Origin of the sequence: Acidovorax sp. 1608163, from assembly GCF_003669015.1 — a bacterium.
GTDB lineage: Bacteria > Pseudomonadota > Gammaproteobacteria > Burkholderiales > Burkholderiaceae_C > Acidovorax.
Map to the genome: position 1 here is coordinate 560,866 of NZ_CP033069.1, position 22,345 is coordinate 583,210.

The following is a 22,345-nucleotide window of genomic DNA, read 5'->3' on the forward strand; positions in this document are numbered from 1 at the left end:
CCCTCCCGCGCAGCGAAAGAGGGGGAAGGCGCCGCAGGCGACTCAGGGGAGCTTCTCACTGCGTCGCCAGGCTCAGTTCCGCATGCGGTGCGCCCTTGGGCACCTGGCTGCCGGTTTTGGGGCGGCCAGGAAGAGGCGCTCGGCAGGCAGCTTTTGCGCGGCCAGATAGCTCTGGATGGCGTGGCCGCGCTGGGCGGCCAGTTCGGCCGCCATGGCTTCGGTGGCGGGCTGGTTGGCCATCAGCAGGGCTTCCATCTCGGGCGCCGTGAGGTCTTTGGCCAGACCCACCAGGTTGCGGGGCTTGGGGATGCTGGCGCGGCCATAGGCGGCCTTAAGCAGGGCTGGGTACTCGTCGGCGGTGACGGGCTCGGTGCTGTCGGGCTGGGCGCGGCGCTTTTCTGCGCGCACCAGTTGCTGCAGGCGTTCGCGTTGCAGGCCCTCGCGTTCTTCGGCCAGGTTGGCGGTGCCTGTCACGGTGAGCTTGAGGGTGGGGCGGTCGGCCAGGGCCTTGGCCACCTTGCCCAGGTTTTGCTGTGCCTCGGGGCTGAGGGTGGCGCTGCCGGGGGCAAAGGCCACGCTGCTCATCTCCTCACCGCCGCCAAAGGCGCTGGCCAGCAGGCTGAAGGGCGAGGTCAGGGCCTTGCCGATCAGGTTGAGGATGACCTTGCCAATCACCGGCCCCAGGCGGAACTGCGGGTCGTTCAGCGAGCCGCTGATGGGCAGGTCCAGGTCGATCACGCCGCGCCGGTCGGCCAGCAGCGCCACGGCCAGGCGCACCGGCAGGCTGTTGGGCGCGCCCGCCACGGGCTCGCCAAAGGTCAGCTGGTTCAGCACGATGCGGTTGTTGGCCGTCAACTGCCCGTTGGGCAGCACCTTGTAGGCCACGTCCACGCTGAGCTTGCCGCGTTCAATGCCGTGGCCTGCGTACTTCACCGCATACGGCGACAGCGGGGGCAGGTCCAGGTCGCGCACCTTGCCCGCAATGTCCAGCGCCAGCGGCTGGGCCAGGGGGTTGAGCTTGCCCGTGACCTCCAGCGAGGCCGAGCCCTCGGCGCGGCCCAGCAGCTCCAGCGTGGCCAGTTGGGGCTCGCCGCCCGGTGCCTCGGATGAGAAGGCGCTCAGCTTGCCGGTCAGCTCGCTCAGGTCGGCCGAGTAGTTGGGTTTGATGAAGAAGTCAGAAAACAGCACCTTGCCGTTGACCAGGCTCACCGGGCCGAACTGCACCACGGGCGCCAGCGGGTCGCGCGCTGCCGTCTGCACGGGCTCTGGGGCCGATGCCGCAGACGCCGCAGGCGCGGGGGCCGAAGCTGCCGTGGTGGATGCCGTGGTTGCAGGTGCCGTTGCGGTGGCCTCTGCTTCGCCCTTCACGATGTCGCGCAGGTTGATGCGCCCGGCCTCGTTGATGGTGATGCGCGCAAAAAAGTCCTGCAAACTGGTCTCGCTCACCTGCACCTTGGGGGCGGTTCCGGGGGCCGTAGCCACGCTCAGGCCACGCAGGTTCAGGCTCTTCCAGGCCAGCAGTTCTTCGCCCACCTGGGCTTCGGTCAGCGGGGTGGATGCGCCCGTGCTGTTGGCCTTGAGTTCTTCAATGGCCGCATCGCCCGCCAGTTTCAGGCTAGGGCCTTTGTCAGACTGCGCAAACGCCACCTGCCCCCGAAAGCCCACATCAGCGCGCAGCAGCTCAATGGCCAACTGCTGGGCCAGGTAGCCGTCCAGCCCGTGCACGGGTACGCGGGTGGCGTCCAGCTTGCCCTGGGTGGCCAGGGGCTGCAGGGCCAGCGTGCCCTGGTAGTCGATCTTGCCGGCTGTGCTCTTGGCGTTGCCCTTGCCCGCCGCTGCGCGGGCGCTCAGCGTGAAGGCGCCGGGCTTGCCGCTGTCGGTGGCCAGGTTTTTGGCGCTCACGTCCAGGGCCGATACTTCCAGGGCCACGGGGCGGGGCTGGGCGTTGTCGGCAAAGGCCACAGCGCCGCCTTGCAGGGCCAGCTCACCCACGCGCACCACCCAGGGGGCTTCGGTGGGCGTTTTTGCTGCCGTGGTCTCGCTCGCTGCGGTGGGTGTCTGGGCCTGGGCCTTGGCCCAGCGCTCAAACATCCAACGCCCGTCGCTGCCGCGCTCCACGGCCAGTTGGGGGGTGTTCAGGCTCAGCGATTCCAGCGTCACGGTGCGCTCGTCCAGCGGCACCTGCAGGCCCTTCACCTCCAGCTTGGCCAGGCTGACGAGGGACTTGCTGCCTTGGCGCAGGGCCAGTTGTTCCAGCGCCAGCGGGCCCGCAGTCACGGTGAGGCCGGTGGCAGCTTTGCTGCCGGTCGGGGCCTGCCATTGCAGCCCCAGGGTGCCGGTGAGCTGGCCTGCCAAGCTGGGCTCCAGGTACTGCGCCACGTAGGGCGCTGCCAGTTGCAGCGCCAGCGCTTCGGTGGTGATTTGCAGCTGCGCTTTTTGCTCGGTGGCCTCGCCTTCAAACGCCAGCTTGCCTTCAGGGGCCGCTGGTGTGTCTGTCTTCGCTGCCACCGCTTTGGCCGCACCTGCCTTGGCTTTGCCCGTCTGTCGGGCGGGGGGCACGGTGGCGTTGGTGGCGCTGGCTGCATTGGCATTGGGCAACACCATGGCGCCTTTGAAGGCCACGGGCTTTTCCAGCGGCAAGGCCAGCCCGGTCAACTCCAGCGCCAGTTGCTGCGCCTGCAGCGCGGCGGCGGGGCGGGTGGTTTGGTCGTCCCAGTGCACGGTACCTTGGTGCACCACGGCGCGGGCCACGGTCACCTTCCAGGGGGCTGGCGGTTGTGCGGCTGGCGGGGTGGCTTGCTTGGTGGGCCTGCTGGCTTTGGCCGTGCGGCTGGTGCTGCTGGATGCGCTGGTTGGGGCCGATGCGGCTGCGCTGGCGGGCTCGCTGCCCTCGGCACCGGCTGCGGCGGAGGCCGCGGGTGCAGGAGCGGGGGCTGTCGCCGTCGCGGTGGCTGCGCTGGGCGCCCCTGCGGCCGGGCTGTTGCCCAGTTGCGCCAGGTTCAGCAGCCCGGCGGCATCGCGGCGGGCGTGCAGCACGGGGGCGGCCAGCTCCACCTGGGCCAGGTCCACCACCTGGTCCAGTGGGCGCACATCGGTCATGTCCACGGTCAGGCGCTCATAGGCCAGCAGGTCCTGGCCTTCGCGGTCGGTCAGGTGCACATCGCGGGTCTGCACCTTGCCCGAGAGCTTCACTGCCATGCGCGGCGCCTGCTCAAAGGCCAGCTTCACGTCCACGTCCAGCGTGGCGGCCTTCAGCCGAATGGGCAGGCTGGCGGGGAGGTAGCCCAAGTAGGGGGCCAGGTTCAGGCCCTCCCAGCGGATCTGGGCGTCGGCATGCCCCGTTTGGGCGAACGGTGTGCTCTGGGCCGACGAGTCAAAGCGGCTGCCCTCCAGCGTAAAGGCCAGCCGGGGCTCCACGCGCACTTCCTTTTTATCGGCCAGCGTGCTGATGAAGGGCACAGAGAGCAGCAGGTCCTGCACCGAATGCGTCTTGCCCACGGCGTTGTCGGTAAAGTCCACGCGCCCGCCCTGCAGCAGCAGGTTGTACAGCGCCAGCCGCGCGGGCTCGGTCGATGGGGGCGTTTCTGGTGCGTCCTTGGGCGCCGTCAGCTTGGCAATCACATCGTCCACGTCATAGCGGCCCTGGCCCAGGTGGGTGATGCGCAGCACGGGGTTTTCCACGGTGAAGGCATCCACCACCGGCGCCAGGCGCAGCAGCGACTGCAGCTCGGCATCGACATACACGCGCCCAATGGTCAACTGCGCTGGGCCTGCCTCGCTACCTTTGGCACCTGCCACGGCAATGTCGCGCAGCGTCAGCTCCAGTGACCAGGGCTTGAAGTCGAGCGACCCCACCGTGACGGTGCGGCCCAGTTGCTCGCTGGCCAGGCGCTCCAGCGGCCCTTTGACCAGGGCGGGGACCGACAGCCACGACAGGGCCCACACCCCCAGCAGTGCGGCCAGCGCCCGTGTGGCGGGCTTGAACCAGCGGCGTTGCCGCAGGGCGATGAGTTGGGGGTGGCCGAGCAGGGCGCGCAAAGGGGCTGGCATGGAGGGTCAGAAAATGAAGTGGGCTGGGGCCCTGCGCACCGTGGTGTGCTGCGGGCCCGTGGCTGGTTTCAACGCGGGCAGAGTTGCAAAGGTAACAGCGCCCGGCATGCTGCAGAAGTATCTTTTTGTAGTGCGCTGCCGCGTCATGGGGCAAAGCCCAACACCACCCTGCGGGTGGTGGCGGACATTCCGTGGCTTCTGGTGCGCCCCCACTGGCGCTGCGCGCCAATGGGTGCACCCCGAAGAAAAGCGCTATTCGCTGCGCTCATGGGGCAAAGCCCAACACCACCCTGCGGGTGGTGGCGGATATTGCGTGGCTTCTGGTGTGCCCCCACTGGCGCTGCGCGCCAATGAGTGCACCCCGAAGAAAAGCGCTATTCGCTGCGCTCATGGGGCAAAGCCCAACACCACCCTGCGGGTGGTGGCGCTTTTCTTCTCAATCTTTGTGACCACCACGGTGCCGATCTCCGAGGTGTTGGCCACGTGCGTGCCGCCGCAGGGCTGCAGGTCGATCAATGGCGCGTCACCGTCGCCGCCAATGCGGATGGTGCGGATGCGCCCCGTGCCCCGGGGCGGTTGCACGCTCATGCTCTTGACCAAATTGGGGTTGGCGTCCAGCTCCTCATCGCTGATCGACGCCACCGTGAGCGGGTGGGCCGCAGCCACCAGCGCGGCGATGGCGGCGGTGAGTTGCTCTTTGTCCAGCGGGTCGGTCATGGCGAAATCCAGCCGGGCATAGTCGGGCGTGATGGAGCAGCCGTTGACCAACTGCGGCACCACGTGGCACAGCAGGTGCGAGGTGGTGTGCAGCCGCATCATACGGTGGCGGCGCTCCCAGTCGATGCGGGCGGTGACGGCGGTGCCGGGTGCCAGCGTGGCCAGCAGGGCTTCTTGCCCCGGTGTGGGCACATGCACGATGTCGCTGGTGGGGTTGCCCTCGGCGTCCTTGCCCTTGCGCGTGTCGGCAATCGCCAGTTCGGCGCCATCGGCCAGCACCAGCACCCCACTGTCGCCCGCCTGGCCGCCGCCCAAGGGGTAGAACACGGTGCGGTCCAGCACGATGCCCGCTTCGGTCACGGCGGTGAGTTGGGCGCTGCATTCGCGCAGGTAAGCGTCTTGGCGAAAAAGGTCTTGGGTCATGGGGCGATGTTAGCGGGCGCTGGCCAACCGCTCGCTCCTGCTGTGGCTGCCTGCCGCACCGCTACCATGCGGGTCATGACTTCTGTTGCCGCCACTTCCCCCTTGCCCTCCCGCTTCTGGGCCGACCTCTCCACCCGCGACTTTGCTACGCTGCAAAGCACTGGCCAGGCCGAACAGGTGGTGGCGGTGCTGCCCGTGGCGGCCGTCGAGCAGCACGGCCCGCACCTGCCGTTGTCGGTCGATGCCACACTGCTGCAAGGCGTGATCGACGCTGCCCTGCCGCACCTGGGGGCCGATGTGCCTGCGCTGTTTTTGCCCCCGCAAAACATTGGCCTGAGCACCGAGCATGCCAATTTCGCAGGCACGCTCACCCTCTCGCCCGCCACGGTGATCGCCTTGTGGACGGAGCTGGGGGCCTGCGTGGCGCGGGCGGGGGTCAAAAAGCTGCTCCTCTTCAACAGCCACGGCGGCAATGTGGCAGTGATGGACATCGTGGCGCGCGAGCTGCGCCAGCGCCACGGCCTGCTGGTGTACAGCGCCAGCTGGTTCAGCCTGCCCCAGCCCCCCGAGGTGCAGGGCCTGTTCAGCGCGGCAGAGCACCGCTTTGGCATCCATGCGGGTGACATTGAAACGTCAATGATGTTGCACCTGGCGCGCAGCACCGTCCGTATGGAACACGCGCAGAGCTTCCGCTCCACCTCGCAGGATCGGTCCGAGCGCCACGCCATTTTGGGCAACGGCAAAAGCGCCAAGATGGGTTGGGCCATCGAGGACTATCACGAGAGCGGCGCTGTGGGGCAGGCCGATGCGGCTACGGCCGACAAAGGCCGTGCGGTGGTAGAGGCTGCGGGCGAGGCCTTGGCGGCCCTGCTGGCCGAACTGGTGGCGTTGCCGCTGGAGACGGTGCGGCGCTAGGTTTTTGGCGTTTTGGGCTGTTTGGCCCGTCCAATAAGCGCTAGAAGCTATTGAATTGATAGCGTTTGCTGGCTGCCCTGGCGCAACCAGAGTGCACCAAGCGGGCTGACGCGTGTGCCAGCGCCAAGCGCAGCTGCGCCACTTTCATCCCCGGTCTACACGGCATTGGAAGCAATTGAACTTGGAGCGGATGTGCACATACGCGACCTCGGGGTCGGCCAGAATCTGGCGGCACCTGTCGGTGAGTTCCTTGCCCGCAACGATGGCCCCCGTTTCGTACCGTATCCAGTGGTTGTGCCCGTAGCCGCGAATCACGGCCGGGTCCAGGTAGGCAAACCAGTCGGGCAGCCGGTCTGCTTGGTAGTGCTTGCAATCGTGCGCATGCAAAAAGATCGGCCCCGTTTCTGCATAAGGCTGCAAGCCGGCAAAGGGGCGGTAAGAGAGAACGCGCATGGCGTCGCCGGGCGCGATCAGTTGCAGGCAGTGGCGGCACGGGTTGGCCTGGCCTTGGGCCACGGTTTGCAATGGCGTTTGCCCATTCGCGTCGTCGCCGCCCGCTTGCAGTCGCCGTGCCACCTCGCTCGGAATCCCCTGTACGGACAGTTTCATGGCTTCACCTCTTCGGTCGTGGTTGGTACAGCCGCCATTGCACTGCGGCGGCGGGTTCCACGCGCGCTGCTTTCGGACATGCCCTTCCCGGCCCCACCCGGCGGTGGTGCGACAGAACAGGAGTGCACTGTGGATACTGGGTGCACTGGCGGGGTTGGACCTTGGCATGAGCGTGCCCATGCCGAATCCGTCTTTTCGCGTGCCTCGGCTTCGACAGGCTCCATCCAAACGGCGGCGGCCCGGGTTGGCCTGATTGCTATGAAGTTGATAGCTTTTGGCGCTTGATTCCAAAGCGCTAGCGCCCAAATTCTTTTGAATTGATCTCCGTCACCCCTGCACTTTGTAGCCCCACCGCAACCCCCAGCCACCCGCCATAATCTGCGGCATGCACCGCCTGCGCACCTCCCCCTTCCTCGCCCGCATGGTGCTGGCGTGGTTTTTGGGCGTGGTCGGGCTGGCGGGTGCGGCGCCGCTCATCCACCCGCAGTCGCTGGAGCTGGTGTGCGGTGCCTCCGGCGCCGTCAAGCTGGTGGTGGTGAGCGCGGCGGGCGACGATGCATCAACGCCCCGCCAGCAAGCGCTGGGCCCGCACGGGCTTGATTGCACCCTGTGCCTGCAGCTGCAAGCGCCCCCGCCCAGCCTGCCGCCCGTGGCGGTGCCCCGTGTGGCGGCGCAGCCTGTGCCCGTGCCTTGGCAGGCGCTGGTGTTCACGGCCTCATGGCACGGCGCGCCGCTGCCTGCGCGCGGGCCGCCGGGGTTCACAACGGTCTGACTTTGGGGTGCATGCGGCAGGCGCTTGGTTCGCCTGCGGTGCGCCGTTCTTGATCCGATTCTTTTTGCGCTGATCCCGAGACCGCCCGCCCATGGGGCCCGGCTTTGTTGCGCGCCTGTAGCGATCCTGGTGGGGCCGCAGGCGTGGGCGGAGTGGGCCGCGTGCAGGTGTGCCGTGCCGGGGGCGCGTTGTGAACCCTTTGCCAATCATGTCTTCTTATCTTTCCTTGGGCGTGCGTTTTGCGTGCCCTGCACGGCCTGCCCGCTCCCTCATCGCTGTCGCCGTGGGCGCCGCCATCGCCTCGCTCGCTGCATCTGCCTGGGCCCAAACCGCTGTCCCCGAATCTGCCAACGACGCCGCCCTCACGCTGGGCACTATCACCGTGCAGTCGGCCCCCTCGGGCGCGCTCAATGTGCGCAATGTGTTCAGCTCGGTCGATATCCTGGGCGCTAGCGTGCTGCAAGACCAGCATGTGGACTACAGCTGGGAGCTGCTCGCCCGCGCCCCCGGCGTGCAGGTCACCCAGTTCAAACAGGGCACGGACGCCGGGCGCTTTTCGATGCGCGGCTTCAACGGCGAAGGCCGGGTCAACGCCGTCAAGCTGCTGATCGATGGCATCCCCAGCAACGACAACGCGGGCGGCATGCCGTTTCTGGACGCGGTGTTTCCGCTAGACATCGATGCCATCGAGATCGTGCGCGGAACCAACGACCCGCGCTACGGCCTGAACAACATCGCAGGCAATGCCAACGTCATCACCCGCCAGGGCGGCAACGACGGCCAGGCCAGCGTGACGCTGGGCAGCTACGGCACGCGCGAGTTGCAACTGGCCAAGGGCTTTGAAAGCGGCAACTGGAGCCAGAACTACTTTGTGGCCACCCGCGAATCCGACGGCTACCGCGACCATGCCGATGCCGACAAAAAGGCGCTGGCGGGCAAGTGGTTCTACACCAGCGACGGCGGACAGTGGCGCGCGGGCGTCATCGCCCGTTACTACAAAAACAAGGCGCTCGAATCCGGCTACCTCACGGCCGAGCAGGCCGCCCGCGCACCGCGCAGCTCGCCCGCCTACGCCGCGTGGGACCGCAGCGAACGCGAGACCACGCAACTGAGCGCGCACCTGGACGGGCAACTGCCCAACGACCTGGCCTGGACCGCCAAGGCCTACACCCAGCACTACGAGAACCAGCGCTTTGTGCGCTTTTCAGAAGCGGGTGTGCAGCAAGAGCGCGATGGCGACGAAACCCACAAAGGCCTGATCACCACGCTGACCTGGCGGCCCAAGGTGGCGTGGGCGCATGCCTTCACGCTTGAAGGCGGCTTCGACGCCCAGTGGCAGGGCAACGCTGCCCAGCGCTACCGCACCGTGCAGCAGGCGCGCACCTCGCAGATCCGCGACTGGGACTTTGACCTGAACACCCGGGGCGCCTACGTGCAGGCCGTGGTGCAGCCGGTGCAGGCACTCAAGATCATTCCCGCGCTGCGCGTGGACCGCGTGAACGGCAGTTTTACCGACGGGCTCACCCACACCACATCGCCCGTGCACGACTACGGCACCATCACCCAGCCCAAGATCAGCGTGGCCTACGCCGTGCGGCCCGACACCAGCGTGTACGCCAACTGGGGCCGCACCTTCCAGATCGGCACCGGCATCGACAGCTTCCGCACCGCATCGCAAAGCCGCAACCTGGACCCATCGCTCAACGATGGCTGGGAGGCGGGCGTGAAGTGGCAACCTGCTGCAGGCATCGAAACCCGCGTGGCCTACTGGGAGCAGCGCGCCAGCCGTGAAGTGGCCCGCGTGCTGGGCGTCAACGGCCTGCCCGACCCCGGCGGCCAGGGCAATGTGGGCCGCACCCTGCGCAAGGGCGTGGACCTGCAGCTCAACGCACGCCTGAACGCGCAGTGGAGCGGCTGGGTGGGCTACTCGTCGCAAATCGCGCGCATTGTGGAGCCCGACCCCGGCGCCCCCGCCACACGCGGCAAAGAGATTGAAAACGTGCCGCACTACCTGGCCACGCTGGGCGTGGACTACCAGGCCAGCACGCAGCTCAAGCTCAGCGCCTGGGCCAATGCGCAAGGCAACTACTACCTGGAGCGCACTAATACCCTGGGCCGCACCGGGGGCTACGCGCTGCTCAACCTGGGGGCCACCTGGCGCTTGTCACCCACGCTGGATGTGGGTGTGCAGCTCAAGAACGTGACGGGCCGCAAGTATGTCTACGCGTGGTACGACAGCGGCTCGTCCGGCTACTCGCCCGGCGATGGCCGCAGCGTCTACGCCAGCCTGAACTGGAAGTTCTGACCATGGCACGCGCTCTTACTTCTGAGGCCGATGGGCAGGCAGGGCCGGGCCATGCGCTGACCCACAGCAGCTTGTACCGCGCCGTGTGGCGCTGGCACTTCTATGCCGGGCTGCTGGTGCTGCCCCTGCTGATTTGGCTGGTGGTGACGGGCGCGCTCTACATCTACCACGACGCCATCGACCAGCGCGTGCACGCCGACTTGCTGACGGTACCTTTGCCCGCAGCGCCTGCGGTCGAGCCAGCACCGCACAGCGTCGTTCTGGCCGCCGCCCTGGCAGCGCAGCAGGGGGCATGGTTCAAGTACACGCCCGCTGCCGCACCGGGCCAATCTGCCGAGGTGGGCGTGCGCACGGCCGACGGTGCCAAGGTGGCCGTGTACCTGAACCCCGCCAACGCCCAGGTGCTGGGCACCCTGAGCGATCGGGGCACGCTGGGCTGGACGATCCGCAAGCTGCACAGCCTCAAATACTTTGGCCCGGTGCAGCGTGGCTTCATCGAGATGGCGGCGGGCTGGGCGATTCTGCTGGTGCTCACCGGCCTGTACCTGTGGTGGCCGCGTGGGCGGGGCGCAGTGGCGAAGGGCGGCGTGGTCAGCGTGCGCGGAACCCCGCGCCAGCGCGTGTACTGGCGCGATCTGCATGCGGTGACTGGGCTGGTGGTGGGCGTGGGGCTGCTGTTCCTCGCCTTCACCGGCATGCCGTGGTCCGTGCTGTGGGGCGCCCAAGCCAATGCGTGGGCGAACGGCCACAACTTTGGCTACCCGGCTGGCGTGCGGGTGCAGTTGCCCATGTCCGGCCAACCCCTGGCAGATGCGGCGCACCTGCCGTGGACGCTGCAGTACACGCAGCAGCCGGGCGGTGCAGGCCATGAAGACCACCAATCACATCAAGCCCATCCCCAAACCAATGCCGAGGCAGAAGACAACCCACACGCCCTGCATGGCGAGGGGGCGGCTGCGCAACCTGCACCCTCAACGTCTGGCTCTGTACGCGCTGCGCTGGACATTGACTCTGTGATGGCCCAGGTGCAGCGCCTGCAACTGGCCCCCGGCTACACCGTCAACCCGCCCCAGGGCGCGCAGGGCGTGTTCACCGCCTCCGTCTACCCGCACGACCTGGCCCGCCAGCGCGTGGTGCACCTGGACCAGTTCACCGGCCAGCCGCTGCTCGACATGTCGTACGCCGACTACGGCCCGCTGGGGCGTTGGCTGGAGTGGGGCATCAACATCCACCTGGGGCAGGAGTGGGGCGTGGCCAACCAGCTGCTGCTGGTGGCGGTGTGCGCGGGCATTGTGCTGCTGTGCGTGTCGGGCGCGGTGATGTGGTTCAAGCGCCGGCCTGCGGGCGGTCTGGGTGTGCCTCCGTTGCCTGTGCAGCGTCGCGCTTTGGTGGGTGTGGTGGTTGTGCTGGCGGTGGGTGGGGTGGTGTTTCCGCTGGTGGGGGTGTCGATGGTGGTGCTGGTAGCGGTGGATGCTTGCGTGGTGAATTGGGGACGTAGGGTTTGATGTGTTTTGGGGCTCTGGCGCTTTATTGGTAAGCGCTAGCAGCTATGAAATTTGTAGTGATGCCCTGAGCCTTTCCTGTCCGTTCGGGCTGAGCCTGTCGAAGCCAGGGCTCGTTGGTTGGTTTGGACGCATGCCTTTGCTGAGGGCGGGTGCCGGGATGTGCCCCCGGCGGGGCACCTTCTTTTCTTGCGTCGCCAAGAAAAGAAGGCAAAAGAAGGCGACCCCAAGTCTGCGACCCCTTCGCTTTGCAAAGGGGCAAACCTGCGTCGGGACGGTTGCGGGGTGCGCTGCGGAACTCACTGCGCTGCGTAGCAGCTCCGTTCAAACAGCCGCAGCGAGTCAGATGACGAAGCATGGGCGCTTCGACGCCCATGCCACCCCGCAACCGCCCCGACGCAGGCGCAGCCACAGGGGGTGGATAGCCAAACAGCCGAACATCCAAACAGCCGTTCGGGTCGTCGCTGCGCTCGACCTGATAGGCCTAGCGCGGAGCGCATGCGCCCGCGAAGTGGTGCCGAGCGCAGCGATGGCCCGAATGGATGTTGGCTGCCCAGCCCCTCTGTATGCGCCGAGGAGCGCAGCGGCCAGCGGATCAGGGCTCGCGACTGTTTGAGCGCAGTGAAACGAAGCGAGTTTGAGCGAGACCCCGCTGGACGCGAGCACCGCGGGTTGCCCGAAGCGCAGCGCAGGGACGCAGACAGTGGGGTCGCCTTCTTTTGCCTTCTTTTGGGGCTGGAGTGTTTCAACACGAGAGCCCCGTGCGCGCAGCGCACCTTGGCGGCGCAAGACAACCCGCGCAGCGGGTTGCGCCAAAAGAAGGTGCCCCGCCGGGGGCACATCCCGGCACCCGCCCTCAAATCAGGCACGCCGCAAGATCAGCGAGCAAGCCCCGGCTTCGACGGGCTCAGCCCGAACGGGCGGGGGGCGAACTGGGCAGATGCCCCGAGACACCCCGCTCAATCACTACCAATTTAATAGCTGCTTGCGCTTATTTGAAAAGCCATAGAGGCCTAAAAGACTCAAAAAAATTAAGCATGCGTCACCCACCCCACATGCTCCACCTCATTCAAATGCGGCAAGGTATTGAACGTCTGCAGCATCAACCGTTTGGGCGAGATCGAGAACTCTGTCACCGCGCTGTTGCGAATGCGCATGTTCAGTGCGATCGTCACTTCAGGCGCGGTGCCCAGCACCTCGCCCACCGCCGTGGAGATGGGGCCGCCGCTGCTCACCAGCAACACGTTCTGGCCCGCGTGGTGGTGGCGCACATGGTCGAGCGCGGCGCGTACGCCGCCTGCAAATTCGTCCCAGGTGGGCATGCCCTGGGGGCTGATGACGCCCGCCATCCACTGCGCCAGCGCGTCACATAGGATGCGAAAGTGCGCGCGGTAGCGCTCGGGTGTGTCGGCTGGGCCCAGGGGTTGCGGGTGGATGGAACTGATGAGTGCGTGGCTGTCGTACTCATTGAGGCCGGGCAGCTGCAGCACCTCGGGCTGGGTCTGCAAGCCCTCGGCAATGCCCTCCAGCGTTTGCGTGTGGCGGCGCAGTGTGCCGGTGATGACGGCATCAAACCCCTGCCCACGTGCGCGCCAATGCTCGCCCAGGCGCACGGCCTGCTGGCGGCCCAGGGGGCTGAGCTGGTCATAGTCTGCAGCGCCAAACGAGGCCTGGCCATGGCGCACGAGGTAGAGGGTTCCCATGTCCCAATTGTGCGGACGTGTGGGGGCGTGCGCTTGTCGCAGGTGCGACGCGCAGCAGGCAATAGTGCTACTCCGGGAGACTGTTGACGACTTGCAGACCGTAGCCGTTGAAGATGTACAACTGATTTTTTGGGCCCACAGCTATCGCGCCTACCGGATGCAAAGGTCCCAGCGGCAGCACGTTGCCTGCATAGCCGCTTCCGACGATGGGTGTGGCGACTCCAGTGCTGCTTATACGTTCCACGCGGGGGCTGTATTGCGAAGCTCCGTACACATGTCCTGAAGCGCTGATAGCCAAGGTGCCAGAGTACCCAAAGGGGTTCGCGAGCGTTTTACCAGTCTCGACCTGCACTAGACCATTCGTGGTTCTCGTGTAGGTGTTTCCTGAGGTATCTGCTGCGATCGTAAGCGGCGCATCGGGCACCGTGGTGACCACGCCTTGAGGTGAAATTCGCCGTGCGACACGGTCTGAGACGTGCAGTGTCCCGCTTCGATCAACGAAGATGGCGCTCGCTTGGACAAAGCGGGCTTGGGTCCCCGTGCCGTCGACGTGTTGACCAGCAGAGCCTCCCACTACGCCCGCAAAGATAGACACGGTGCCATCTTTCGCGACTTTCCACACGCCCGCTCCTTGGCCTGCGGGAAAAACCGGATACCCGGGGGTGGCGAACACAGCGCCGGTGTGACCGTCGCTGACGAAGACATTCCCGTTGAGATCGGCAGCGATACCAGTAGGACGAGCAAAGGACTTCAGAGGCTGGTTGTCCGCGGGTACATCGCCCCGTGCAAGCGTACGAACTACTCCTTCTGGTGTGATTGCGCGCAGCAGCGGCACATCCAACCGAGGGCAGGATGGGTTCAAGCTGCTGGTGTTGCGCTCGATGACGTAGATCGTTCCGTCGGGCCCCACCGTCATTGCGTAAACATCTGTGAACCTGGCTTCGCTGCCGCTGCCATCCTTCGTGCCACACGCCGCAGAGTCTCTGGCCAGAGACCCCGCTACCAGTTGCAATGCCGGGGTTGGTGGTTCTGGTTCGGCCACTGGCAAAGCGTTGCTACCGCCACCACAGGCACTTATCAACGCTGCGAGCATCAGCACAGCGCTGAAAGCAGTGGTGCGGGAGGTTGGAGTAGCCGTCATCTTGAGGAGCCTTTCAATGGGTTCAGTGATGCGGGTTGTCTCGCCCAACTGGATCGTGCGGCCCGCCATTGCCAGATAGGATAGACGCAAACATTTGGGCGTCCACATTCCCTCCGCTCAGTGCCAGTCCAACCACCTGGCCCTTCAGCAAATCTTTGTCCTGCAGCGCAGCCGCCAGCGCGGCAGCGCCCGCGCCCTCCGCCACGTTGTGCGTATCAGTGAACAGTGCGCGCATGGCGGCGGCCACTTCGGCGTCGCTCACCTGCACGATGCGGTCGATGTGCGGGGCCAGCACGGCCAGGGCCTCGGCATCGGCCACGCGGCAGGCCATGCCGTCGGCCAGCTGGGTGGTCACCGGTGCCTCCACCACGCGGCCTGCGGCCAGCGAGTCGGCATAGGTGGTGGCGTGGCTGCTGACCACGCCGACCACGCGCACGGGGTGCTGCAGCGCCAGCTTGGCGGCGATGGCCGAGCACGCGCCCGAGCCCTGGCCGATGGGCACGTACACCACATCGAGCTGCGGCACGGCGCGCAAAAATTCCCACCAGTAGGTGCTCACGCCCCGCAGCAGGTCGGGGTGAAAGCTGGGCACCATGTGGGCGCCGCGCTGGGCAGACAGGCCGATCGCATGCTCGCGGGCTTCCTGAAAGTCGTCGCCGTGTTCGATGAGCGTGACGCCCAGCGCGCGCATGGCGGCGTTCTTCTCCACCGAGTTGCCGCGCGGCACGACGATGGTGCAGGCGACGCCGTGGCGGCGCGCGGCCCAGCCCATGCTTTGGCCGTGGTTGCCGCGTGTGGCGCTGATGACCTCGGCGGGCAGTGCGCCGCGCTGGGCGAGCTGGTCAAAGTAGGTCAGGCCACCCCGGATCTTGAACGCGCCCACGGGCGTGTGGTTCTCGTGCTTGAGCCAGCAGTCGGTGCCCAGGCGCTGGCTGAGCAGGCCCCAGCGGTACTGGGGCGTAGCGGCGAAGTCGCGGTACACGACCTGGGCGGCGGCTTCGATGTCGGCCAGGGTGGGCAGCAGGGATGCGATGTCGAGGCGGGCGTTCATGCGACGGCTTTCTTTTCAGTCAACAGTTTGAGGGCGAGCAGACCGAGGACGGTGCCCATGAAGTAGCGCTGGGCGCGCATCCATGCGGCGTTGCGGTTGAGGAACAGGGCCACGCGGGCGGCGCCCAGCACCAGCAGGGCGTTCACGGCGGCGCTGGTGCTGATCTGCACCGCGCCGAGCGTGAGGCTCTGCAGCAGCAGCTGGCCGCGCTCGGGGTGCAGGAATTGTGGGAAGAACGACAGGTAGAACATCGCGACCTTGGGGTTGAGCAGATTGGTCATGAACCCCATGAGGAACAGCGTGCGCGGGCTGTCGTGCGGCAGGTTGCGCGCTTCAAACGGTGCGGCGCCACCCGGTTTGACGGCCTGCCAGGCCATCCACAGCAGGTAGGCGGCACCGGCGTAGCGGATGGCGTCAAACGCCAGCGGCACGGCGGCCAGCAGCGTGGTGAGGCCCAGCGCCGCCGCCAGCAGGTGCACGACAAAGCCCAGCACCACCCCGGTCAGCGAAATGAGCCCGGCACGCGGCCCCTGGGTGAGGCTGCGCGAGACGCAGTACACCATGTTGGGGCCGGGCGTGAGCACCAGCACGAGGGCGGCGAGCGCGAAAAGCAGCAGTTCTTGCGGCGAAAACAGCATGGTCAGGTCTCCGGGGTGAAGGATGTGATGGCCACAGTCCCGCGTGGGGTGACGAGCTGCGCAGTGAGGCGCGGTGCATCGCCGGGGGTGATGGCGACGCCGGTGCCTATCCCGATGGCTGCGCACGCCGCTTGCAATGTGGCCGCCTGCGGGTGCTGCAGCGTGAGCTGCTGCAGCTGCACACCGCTGGCAGGCAGGCTGTCGCAAGGGTGCACGGCGCCCCATTGGATGAGGGTGGGCAGGCAGCCGTCCATCAGGCGCAGGCCGTCGTCGCGCACGGTGATCTGCCACTGCAGCAGGCCGTTCGGCGTGGGGCGGCTGGCGGTGAGGATGGGGCCACGGTCCATGTCCAGCGCCTCCAGGGCGGCGCACCGCTCGGCCACGTCGGGCACGCTGGCCACCCAGTGGATGGGCTGCGGGCCGTGGCGCGCCACCTGCGCCTGCAGCGTGGGATCATCCATATCAAACCAGCGTCTAGCGCCCGCTGGTCGAGCGCTGGTAGCTCCTGGATTGATAGCAATGACCTCCAGGTAGGCGCGTGGGTGCGCGGGGCTGCTGATGTTGACGATGCGGTTGTGCGTGCCCATCAGCGGGTGCTCGCCACCGGCCGTGGGCGTGATGCCCAGCGTGCGCTCGCACCAGGCTACGCCGCTGGCCAGGTCGGCAGCCAGCACGACCAAATGGTCTACGCAAGGGGCCAAGGGGTTCGCTGTCATAGCAGCACCTCGCCCGACACGCAGGTCACGCTGCTGCCGCCCACCCAGATGGTGTCGCCGTCTTGCTCCACATACACGCGCCCGGCGCGGCCCAGGCAGGTGCCCTGGCTGGCCACGTACTGCGCGGGGGCGAGGCCTGCGCCGATCAGCCACTGCGCCAGCGCAGCGTTCAGGCTGCCGGTCACGGGGTCTTCGGCCAGGCCGTTGTTGCCAGGGAAAAAGGCGCGCACTTCAAAGGCGATGCCATCGGCATCGGTGCTGCCTACCACGCCGACCTTGCCACGCGGCGCGGAGGCGCCGCTTCCTGCTGTAGGTCCCACCACGCCCACATCCAGCTGGCCCAGCACGCTGGCGTTGGGCTGCAGTGCCAGCACCTGCTCGCTGCTGCGCAGCATCACGCCGCGCCAGTTGGGGCCGTTGTCGCACCAGGCGTGGTGCAGGATGTCGCTGCGCGCCACGCCCAGGCCGCGTGCGATCAGCACCACGTCCTCTTCCGCCAGGGGGCCGCTCTTGATCAAGGGGGGCGCGGCAAAGGCCAGTTGCTCGCCTTGCTGGCGCAGCGTGACCAGGCCCACACCGCATTCCTGCACCACCTTGCCCGCCACCTGGGGCCGGCCGCCCGCCTTCAGCCACGCATGGCAGGTGCCCAGCGTGGGGTGGCCGGCAAACGGCAGCTCACGCCCAGGGCAGAAGATGCGCACGCGGTAGTCGGCGCCAGCAGCGCGGCCTTCGGGCGTGGGGGGCAGCACGAAGGTGGCTTCAGAGAGGTTGGTCCAGTTCGTGAACGCCTGCATGGCCTCGGTGGACAGGCCCGTGCCGTCCAGCACCACGGCCAGCGGGTTGCCACGGTAGGCGGTGACGGTGAACACATCGACTTGTTGGAAGGGGCGGTGGTGCATGGGCTCTCCTGGTTGCGGTGAAACGTGAAACTGGAAACGTCAAAAAAAGAGGGCGGTGTGCGCACGCCGGGGGCTGGCCTGGGGCCATGCCTGCGCACCGCAGCGGGTCAGAAAATGGGTTGTCGGGGGCCGCTCACATCAGCACCGTGCCTTCGATACAGGTCACCGCGTGGCCGCCCACCCACACCTGGGCGTGGCTGTCTTGCGCGATGCGGATGCGTGCGGCGCGGCCCAGGCTTTCGCCCTGGGACGCGAGGTAATGGGTGGGGGCCAGGCCCTCGGCAATCAGCCACTGGGCCAGGCTGGCATTGAGGCTGCCGGTGGCGGGGTCCTCGTTGTTGCCCATGGGGGCGGCAAAGGCGCGCACCACGGCGCAGGGGCGATCGGGGTCGTCGCCCGCATCGGGGGTGACGTGGATCACGCCCACGTCTTGGCCCAGGTCCTTGAGGCGGGCGTGGTCCGGGCGCAGGCTGCGCACGGTGGCGGCGCTGTCCAGCAGCAGGCCCAGCCACACGGGGCCGTTGTCCAGCATCTGGCTGGCGCGGATCTGCGAGGGCTTGAGGCCCAGCGCACTCGCAATCAGGGGCACCAGCGCGGGGCTGGCGGGGCCGCGCACCAGGGGCGGTGCGGCAAAGGCCATGCTGCCGTCGTCCTGCAGGCGGATGCGCACCAGCCCGGCGCCGCACTCTTGCACCACCAGCCCTTCCTCACGCGGTGTGTTGCCCGCCTGCAGCCAGGCGTGGCAGCTGCCCAGTGTGGGGTGGCCTGCAAACGGCAGCTCGTAGCCGGGGGTGAAGATGCGCACGCGGTAGTCCGCCCCTGCGGCGCGCGCGGCCTCGGTGGGGGGCAGCAAAAACGTGGTCTCCGACAGGTTCGTCCAGGCCGCAAAGCGCTGCATGGCGGTGTCCGTCAGGTTGCTGGCATCGATCACCACGGCCAGGGCATTGCCGTCGCCAGGGCGGTTGCTGAACACGTCAATTTGCTTGAATGGGCGCGGGTACATGGCCGGTGGCCTTCCCTTCGGTCAGGCCAGGGGTTGGTCTAGCACCCCCCGCGCGCCAGCACGGGTGCTGACGGTGCGGTACCAGCGCTCCAGCGCCGGGCGTGCGGGCCGCTCTTGCGGCAGGCCCCACCAGCGGTGCAGCTCACAGCCCACGGGGATGTCGGCCATAGTGAAACGCTCGCCCGCCATGAACGGGTGGGTGGACAGGTGCTGCTCCAGCATGTCCAGCAGAGGCTCGGTGGCGGCCACCGAGGCCGCAATCAGCGCGCTGTTGCGCTGCGCCACGGGTGTGCGTATCCACTGGATGAAGGCATCGCGCCCGGCGGGGTTGAGGGTGGTCTGTTGCCAGTCCATCCACTGCTCGGCCACAAAGCGGGCGGGCAACTCCTCGGGGTAGAACTTGCCGGGCGCATGCCGGGCGCACAGATAGCGCACGATGGCGTTCGACTCCCACAGCACCAAGCCGGTGTCGTCGTCTTCCATCAGCGGCACCAGGCCGTTGGGGTTGCGTTGCAGATAGTCGGCCTCGCGCACCAGGCCAAACTGTCCGCCCGCGTCGGTGCGCTGCAGGGGCAGGCCCAGCTCTTGCGCAGCCCACACCACTTTGCGCACATTGATGGACGACAGGCGCCCCCACAGTCTCAGCATGTTGGATCAGCCCTTGTGCTCGCGGATCGCGGCGGCGAGTGCGGCGATGCCGGTGGCAATTTGCTCTGCCGTGGACGTGACAAACGACAGGCGCAGCGTGCGCTGGTCGGCGTTGTCGGCATAGAAGGCTGCACCGGGCACAAAGGCCACGTTGCGCTCTACCGCCTTGGGCAACAGCTCGATGGCGCTCATGCCTTCTGGCAGGCGCACCCACAGGAACATGCCGCCGTCGGGGCGGTTCCAGTGCACGTCCAGGCCCGCCATTTCCTGGGTCAAGGCGGCCAGCATGGCCTCGCACTGCTGCTTGTACAGCGCGCGGATGGTGGGCACATGGCGGTCCAGGAAGTTGCCCTTCATCACCTCGGCCACCAGGCGCTGGTTGTAGCCGGGCGTGTGCAGGTCGGCCGCCTGCTTGGCTTGCAGCAGCTTGGGGTACACCGCCTTGGGTGCCACCACAAAGCCCAGGCGCAGGCCAGGGGCCAGCACCTTGGAGAACGAGCCCATGTAGATGCAGCCCTCGGGGTTGCGGGCCGTGAGCGGTGCGGGTGGTGGGTTGTCAAACCACAGGTCGCCGTAGGGGTTGTCTTCCACCAGCGGCAGGTTCAGCTCGGCAGCTGCCTTGACCAGCGCAGCGCGGCGCGCATCGCTCATGGTGCGGCCGGTGGGGTTCTGGAAGTTGGGCAGCACGTACAGAAAGCGTGCCTTGTCGGCACCGGTGCCCACCTTGGCTTTCAGGTCGTCGATGAGCACGCCTTCATCATCGCTGGCCACGGACACCACGGCGGGCTCCATGGGGGTGAAGGCTTGCAGCGCGCCCAGGTAGGTGGGGGTTTCGACCAGCACGCGGCTGTTTTCGTCGATCAGCACCTTGGCAATCAGGTCCAGTGCCTGCTGCGAGCCGGTGGTGATCAGCACCTGGTCAGCATCCACATCCCAGGGCAGGAAGTCGGCAATCGCCTGGCGCAGCGGGGCAAAGCCTTCGCTGGCGGCGTATTGCAGGGCGGCCGGGCCGTCGTTGGCCAGCACGGCGGCCGAGGCTTCGGCAAAGGCCGATACCGGGAAGGTCTTGGGCGAGGGCAGGCCACCGGCCAGGCTGATGATGCCGGGCTTTTCCGTGACCTTCAGGATTTCGCGGATGACCGAGGGGTTCATGCGCTCGGCACGGCGTGCCAGGGTCCAGGTGCTGGTCTGTGGAAGGTCGTTCAGTTTCACTCTCGTTCTCCTAGGGGTGTGCGCAGGTGTCCACCCAACATTGCAAAGTCATCAGAAAAAATCAAAAACCCGTACAAAACGGCGCCGGGGTTTAGTCCACCACAAACAGGGTAGCCCCCTGTGGTGCGGTGGACCGGTGTGGTTCCGCATTGTCCGCCACCTGGTAACTCATACCGGGCTTGAGGGTGAACTGGCGGCCATCTTGCAGTTCAGTGTGCAGCTCGCCGCTCAGGCACAGCAGCACGTGGCCTTTGGTGCACCAGTGGTCAGAGACGTAGCCCGGCGTGTACTCGACCATGCGCACGCGCACGTCGCCAAACTGCTGCGTGCGCCAGAAGGCTTGGCCCGCCTGTGCGCTTTTTTCTTCGCGGGCAGGGCGGCCCAGTCGGTGGTGGCAAAGGGGATGTGGTTGAGCTTCATGCGGGCTTTGTGGCAGTAGTTTTGGCGGTGGTGGCAGGGGCGGGGTGGGAGGCGATGGGCATCTTCTTGCCCACGTACACCGTGGCGATCACGGTCAGGGCAAACACCAGTGTGGTGGCGTCCAGCCGCTCACCGGCCAGGGGCACGGCAAACAGCAGGCTCAAAAACGGTTGGATCAGCTGGATCTGGCTCACCCGCACGGCACCCAGCGCCAGGGCGCGGTACCAGGCAAAAAAGCCGATCCACATCGAAAACAGCGAGACATAGACAAAGCCCATCCAGCTGGTGGCGCGGATCTCGGTGGCATGGCTGGGCGCAAACCAGGCCGCCACCGGCAGCGTGAGCGGCAGGCTGCACACCAGCACCCAGCAAATCACCTGCTCGGCCCCCAGGCGGGGTGTGAGGCGCGCCCCGCCGATGTAGCCCAGTGCGCCCGTGGTCATGGCAATCAAGAGGTAGATGTTGGCCGCGCCCAGATAGATGCCGCCCGCGCGCCACACCATGAAGCCCAGCACCAGGCCGCTGCCCACCACGGCGCAAGCCCAAAAACCTTTGGAGGGCCGCTGGCGAAACCACAGCGCGCCCAACACGGCGGTAGACAGCGGCAGCAGCGCCGTGACCACGGCCCCGTGCGTGCTGGGCACATGCCGCAGCGCCAGTGCCAGAAACAGCGGAAACCCCACGATGACCCCAAACGCCGTGACCGCCAGCAGCGGCCATTCGGCCCGCACGGGCCACTTCAGCCGCCCCTGCGCGCGCTGCCACAGCAGGTAGCCGATGGACAGCACGCCCGCCACCGCGGCCCGGCCAAAGGTGACGAACCAGGGCGAGAGCTGGGGCAGCGCGGTGGTGCCCACGGCCAGCCGTGTCATGGGCAGCGTGGCGGCAAACAGCGTGATGCCCACCATGCCCCACAGCAGGGCTTCTTTTTCTTGGGCGGCGTTCATAGGGTGAGCATCCAGGTGGCGGTGAGCACCAGCACCAGGGCCAGCGTGCGGTTGAACCACAGCAGGCGTGTGCCCTGCGCCAGCCACTGCCGCAGCAGCGATCCCACCAGCGCATACACAAAGTTGCTGGTGAAGGCGAACACCATCATCACCGCGCAGATGATGGCCAGCCGCTCGCCCGGGTTGGTGGCGGGCTGCCCGGCCGCGTTGACCACCCAGCCTGCCGACAGGGTGAGCGCCAGCATCCAGGCCTTGATGTTCACAAACTGCAGCCCCACCCCTTGCCAGAAGGTGACCTGCAGGCGCGAAGCATCCACGGTGCTCATCTGCCCGGCGCGGGCCAGCTTGGCCGCCAGCCACAGCATGTAGGCCACCCCAGCAAGGTCACGGCCCAGCGCAGTGCGGGCACCCCGGTGATCAGGGCGCCCAGGCCCAGTCCGCTGGCCAGCATCAGCAGAGTCCAGCCCGTGGGCACGGCCAGGCAAAAGCGCAATGCGCGGGCCAAGCCCAGGTTGGCGGCCAGTGCGGTCGACAAGGTGGTGTTGGGCCCCGGAGAAAAGCTCATGGCGGTGCAAAACAGCAGCAGGGCGGTGAGTTCGGCGGCGCTCATGGGGTGGGGCAGGGAAGGTCTTGTTGTCGGGAACGGACATTCAATGTAATCTTGCGAACCAATA

17 protein-coding genes and 2 pseudogenes are annotated in these 22,345 nt (G+C 67.2%); 4 read left to right on the forward strand and 15 right to left on the reverse strand.

Features of this window, described 5'->3' with window-relative positions; translation table 11 throughout:
• Positions 1–72: 72 nt before the first annotated feature.
• Together EAG14_RS02530 and EAG14_RS02535 are read right to left on the reverse strand one after the other, a co-directional pair.
• Positions 73–4,050 (reverse strand): DUF748 domain-containing protein, encoded by a 3,978-nt coding sequence (locus tag EAG14_RS02530; RefSeq protein WP_240456912.1) that lies wholly within the window; start codon positions 4,048–4,050, stop codon positions 73–75.
• Between the two features lie 387 nt (positions 4,051–4,437).
• Positions 4,438–5,190 carry an alanyl-tRNA editing protein gene (locus EAG14_RS02535; RefSeq protein WP_121727969.1) on the reverse strand — a complete coding sequence of 251 codons (753 nt, stop codon included), beginning with the start codon at positions 5,188–5,190 and terminating at the stop codon, positions 4,438–4,440.
• Positions 5,191–5,265: 75 nt separating this feature from the next.
• On the opposite strand from EAG14_RS02535, the gene EAG14_RS02540 reads away from it, so the two are divergent.
• Positions 5,266–6,105 carry a creatininase family protein gene (locus tag EAG14_RS02540; RefSeq protein ID WP_121727970.1) on the forward strand — a complete coding sequence of 280 codons (840 nt, stop codon included), beginning with the start codon at positions 5,266–5,268 and terminating at the stop codon, positions 6,103–6,105.
• A gap of 144 nt (positions 6,106–6,249) precedes the next feature.
• Here EAG14_RS02540 and EAG14_RS02545 read toward each other — a convergent pair whose 3' ends face one another.
• The gene (locus EAG14_RS02545; RefSeq protein ID WP_162995889.1) at positions 6,250–6,714 is read right to left on the reverse strand and encodes a DUF1203 domain-containing protein; all 465 of its coding nucleotides are present in this window, start codon (positions 6,712–6,714) and stop codon (positions 6,250–6,252) included.
• A gap of 385 nt (positions 6,715–7,099) precedes the next feature.
• On the opposite strand from EAG14_RS02545, the gene EAG14_RS02550 reads away from it, so the two are divergent.
• The 3 genes from EAG14_RS02550 (at position 7,100) to EAG14_RS02560 (ending at position 11,296) form a co-directional block, all read left to right on the forward strand.
• On the forward strand, positions 7,100–7,486 hold the full coding sequence (locus EAG14_RS02550; RefSeq protein ID WP_121727972.1) for a DUF2946 family protein: 387 nt from the start codon (positions 7,100–7,102) through the stop codon (positions 7,484–7,486).
• A 208-nt stretch (positions 7,487–7,694) separates the two neighbouring features.
• Positions 7,695–9,791 (forward strand): TonB-dependent receptor, encoded by a 2,097-nt coding sequence (locus EAG14_RS02555; RefSeq protein ID WP_121727973.1) that lies wholly within the window; start codon positions 7,695–7,697, stop codon positions 9,789–9,791.
• 2 nt (positions 9,792–9,793) lie between these two features.
• Positions 9,794–11,296, forward strand: coding sequence for a PepSY domain-containing protein (locus tag EAG14_RS02560; RefSeq protein WP_121727974.1), 1,503 nt, complete (start codon positions 9,794–9,796; stop codon positions 11,294–11,296).
• 1,028 nt (positions 11,297–12,324) lie between these two features.
• Here the strand turns inward: EAG14_RS02560 and EAG14_RS02565 are convergent.
• The 12 genes and pseudogenes from EAG14_RS02565 to EAG14_RS02615 form a co-directional block, all read right to left on the reverse strand.
• Positions 12,325–12,996 (reverse strand): histidine phosphatase family protein, encoded by a 672-nt coding sequence (locus EAG14_RS02565; protein ID WP_121727975.1) that lies wholly within the window; start codon positions 12,994–12,996, stop codon positions 12,325–12,327.
• Between the two features lie 67 nt (positions 12,997–13,063).
• Positions 13,064–14,245, reverse strand: a complete 1,182-nt coding sequence (locus EAG14_RS22620) for a hypothetical protein (protein WP_162995890.1) — start codon at positions 14,243–14,245, stop codon at positions 13,064–13,066.
• Positions 14,160–15,188 carry a threonine dehydratase gene (locus EAG14_RS02570; RefSeq protein WP_121727976.1) on the reverse strand — a complete coding sequence of 343 codons (1,029 nt, stop codon included), beginning with the start codon at positions 15,186–15,188 and terminating at the stop codon, positions 14,160–14,162. Before EAG14_RS02570 ends, EAG14_RS22620 begins: the two co-directional genes overlap by 86 nt.
• The gene (locus EAG14_RS02575) at positions 15,185–15,826 is read right to left on the reverse strand and encodes a LysE family translocator (protein ID WP_121727977.1); all 642 of its coding nucleotides are present in this window, start codon (positions 15,824–15,826) and stop codon (positions 15,185–15,187) included. The genes EAG14_RS02570 and EAG14_RS02575 overlap by 4 nt, the downstream gene beginning before the upstream one ends.
• Positions 15,827–15,828: 2 nt before the next feature.
• The gene (locus tag EAG14_RS02580) at positions 15,829–16,542 is read right to left on the reverse strand and encodes a VOC family protein (RefSeq protein ID WP_121727978.1); all 714 of its coding nucleotides are present in this window, start codon (positions 16,540–16,542) and stop codon (positions 15,829–15,831) included.
• Positions 16,539–17,441: a PhzF family phenazine biosynthesis protein gene (locus EAG14_RS02585; protein WP_121727979.1), complete on the reverse strand. Its 903-nt coding sequence runs from the start codon at positions 17,439–17,441 to the stop codon at positions 16,539–16,541. The genes EAG14_RS02580 and EAG14_RS02585 overlap by 4 nt, the downstream gene beginning before the upstream one ends.
• A 133-nt stretch (positions 17,442–17,574) precedes the next feature.
• The gene (locus EAG14_RS02590) at positions 17,575–18,444 is read right to left on the reverse strand and encodes a PhzF family phenazine biosynthesis protein (RefSeq protein WP_121727980.1); all 870 of its coding nucleotides are present in this window, start codon (positions 18,442–18,444) and stop codon (positions 17,575–17,577) included.
• 21 nt (positions 18,445–18,465) lie between these two features.
• Positions 18,466–19,092: a glutathione S-transferase family protein gene (locus tag EAG14_RS02595; protein ID WP_099656803.1), complete on the reverse strand. Its 627-nt coding sequence runs from the start codon at positions 19,090–19,092 to the stop codon at positions 18,466–18,468.
• Between the two features lie 6 nt (positions 19,093–19,098).
• Positions 19,099–20,304, reverse strand: a complete 1,206-nt coding sequence (locus EAG14_RS02600) for a PLP-dependent aminotransferase family protein (RefSeq protein ID WP_121727981.1) — start codon at positions 20,302–20,304, stop codon at positions 19,099–19,101.
• Between the two features lie 91 nt (positions 20,305–20,395).
• A pseudogene (locus tag EAG14_RS02605) lies at positions 20,396–20,724 on the reverse strand (DHCW motif cupin fold protein).
• A complete protein-coding gene (locus EAG14_RS02610; RefSeq protein ID WP_121727982.1) occupies positions 20,721–21,671 on the reverse strand; it encodes a DMT family transporter in 951 nt (316 codons plus the stop codon). Before EAG14_RS02610 ends, EAG14_RS02605 begins: the two are co-directional and overlap by 4 nt.
• A pseudogene (locus EAG14_RS02615) lies at positions 21,668–22,281 on the reverse strand (LysE family translocator). Before EAG14_RS02615 ends, EAG14_RS02610 begins: the two are co-directional and overlap by 4 nt.
• Positions 22,282–22,345: the final 64 nt, after the last annotated feature.

What these genes read in the sequence shown, in the direction of transcription:
- EAG14_RS02530 (WP_240456912.1), bottom strand. Translation starts at nt 4,050, where the DNA reads ATGCCAGCCCCTTTGCGCGCCCTGCTCGGCCACCCCCAACTCATCGCC.
- EAG14_RS02535 (WP_121727969.1), bottom strand. Translation starts at nt 5,190, where the DNA reads ATGACCCAAGACCTTTTTCGCCAAGACGCTTACCTGCGCGAATGCAGC.
- EAG14_RS02540 (WP_121727970.1), top strand. Translation starts at nt 5,266, where the DNA reads ATGACTTCTGTTGCCGCCACTTCCCCCTTGCCCTCCCGCTTCTGGGCC.
- EAG14_RS02545 (WP_162995889.1), bottom strand. Translation starts at nt 6,714, where the DNA reads ATGAAACTGTCCGTACAGGGGATTCCGAGCGAGGTGGCACGGCGACTG.
- EAG14_RS02550 (WP_121727972.1), top strand. Translation starts at nt 7,100, where the DNA reads ATGCACCGCCTGCGCACCTCCCCCTTCCTCGCCCGCATGGTGCTGGCG.
- EAG14_RS02555 (WP_121727973.1), top strand. Translation starts at nt 7,695, where the DNA reads ATGTCTTCTTATCTTTCCTTGGGCGTGCGTTTTGCGTGCCCTGCACGG.
- EAG14_RS02560 (WP_121727974.1), top strand. Translation starts at nt 9,794, where the DNA reads ATGGCACGCGCTCTTACTTCTGAGGCCGATGGGCAGGCAGGGCCGGGC.
- EAG14_RS02565 (WP_121727975.1), bottom strand. Translation starts at nt 12,996, where the DNA reads ATGGGAACCCTCTACCTCGTGCGCCATGGCCAGGCCTCGTTTGGCGCT.
- EAG14_RS22620 (WP_162995890.1), bottom strand. Translation starts at nt 14,245, where the DNA reads ATGTGGACGCCCAAATGTTTGCGTCTATCCTATCTGGCAATGGCGGGC.
- EAG14_RS02570 (WP_121727976.1), bottom strand. Translation starts at nt 15,188, where the DNA reads ATGAACGCCCGCCTCGACATCGCATCCCTGCTGCCCACCCTGGCCGAC.
- EAG14_RS02575 (WP_121727977.1), bottom strand. Translation starts at nt 15,826, where the DNA reads ATGCTGTTTTCGCCGCAAGAACTGCTGCTTTTCGCGCTCGCCGCCCTC.
- EAG14_RS02580 (WP_121727978.1), bottom strand. Translation starts at nt 16,542, where the DNA reads ATGACAGCGAACCCCTTGGCCCCTTGCGTAGACCATTTGGTCGTGCTG.
- EAG14_RS02585 (WP_121727979.1), bottom strand. Translation starts at nt 17,441, where the DNA reads ATGCACCACCGCCCCTTCCAACAAGTCGATGTGTTCACCGTCACCGCC.
- EAG14_RS02590 (WP_121727980.1), bottom strand. Translation starts at nt 18,444, where the DNA reads ATGTACCCGCGCCCATTCAAGCAAATTGACGTGTTCAGCAACCGCCCT.
- EAG14_RS02595 (WP_099656803.1), bottom strand. Translation starts at nt 19,092, where the DNA reads ATGCTGAGACTGTGGGGGCGCCTGTCGTCCATCAATGTGCGCAAAGTG.
- EAG14_RS02610 (WP_121727982.1), bottom strand. Translation starts at nt 21,671, where the DNA reads ATGAACGCCGCCCAAGAAAAAGAAGCCCTGCTGTGGGGCATGGTGGGC.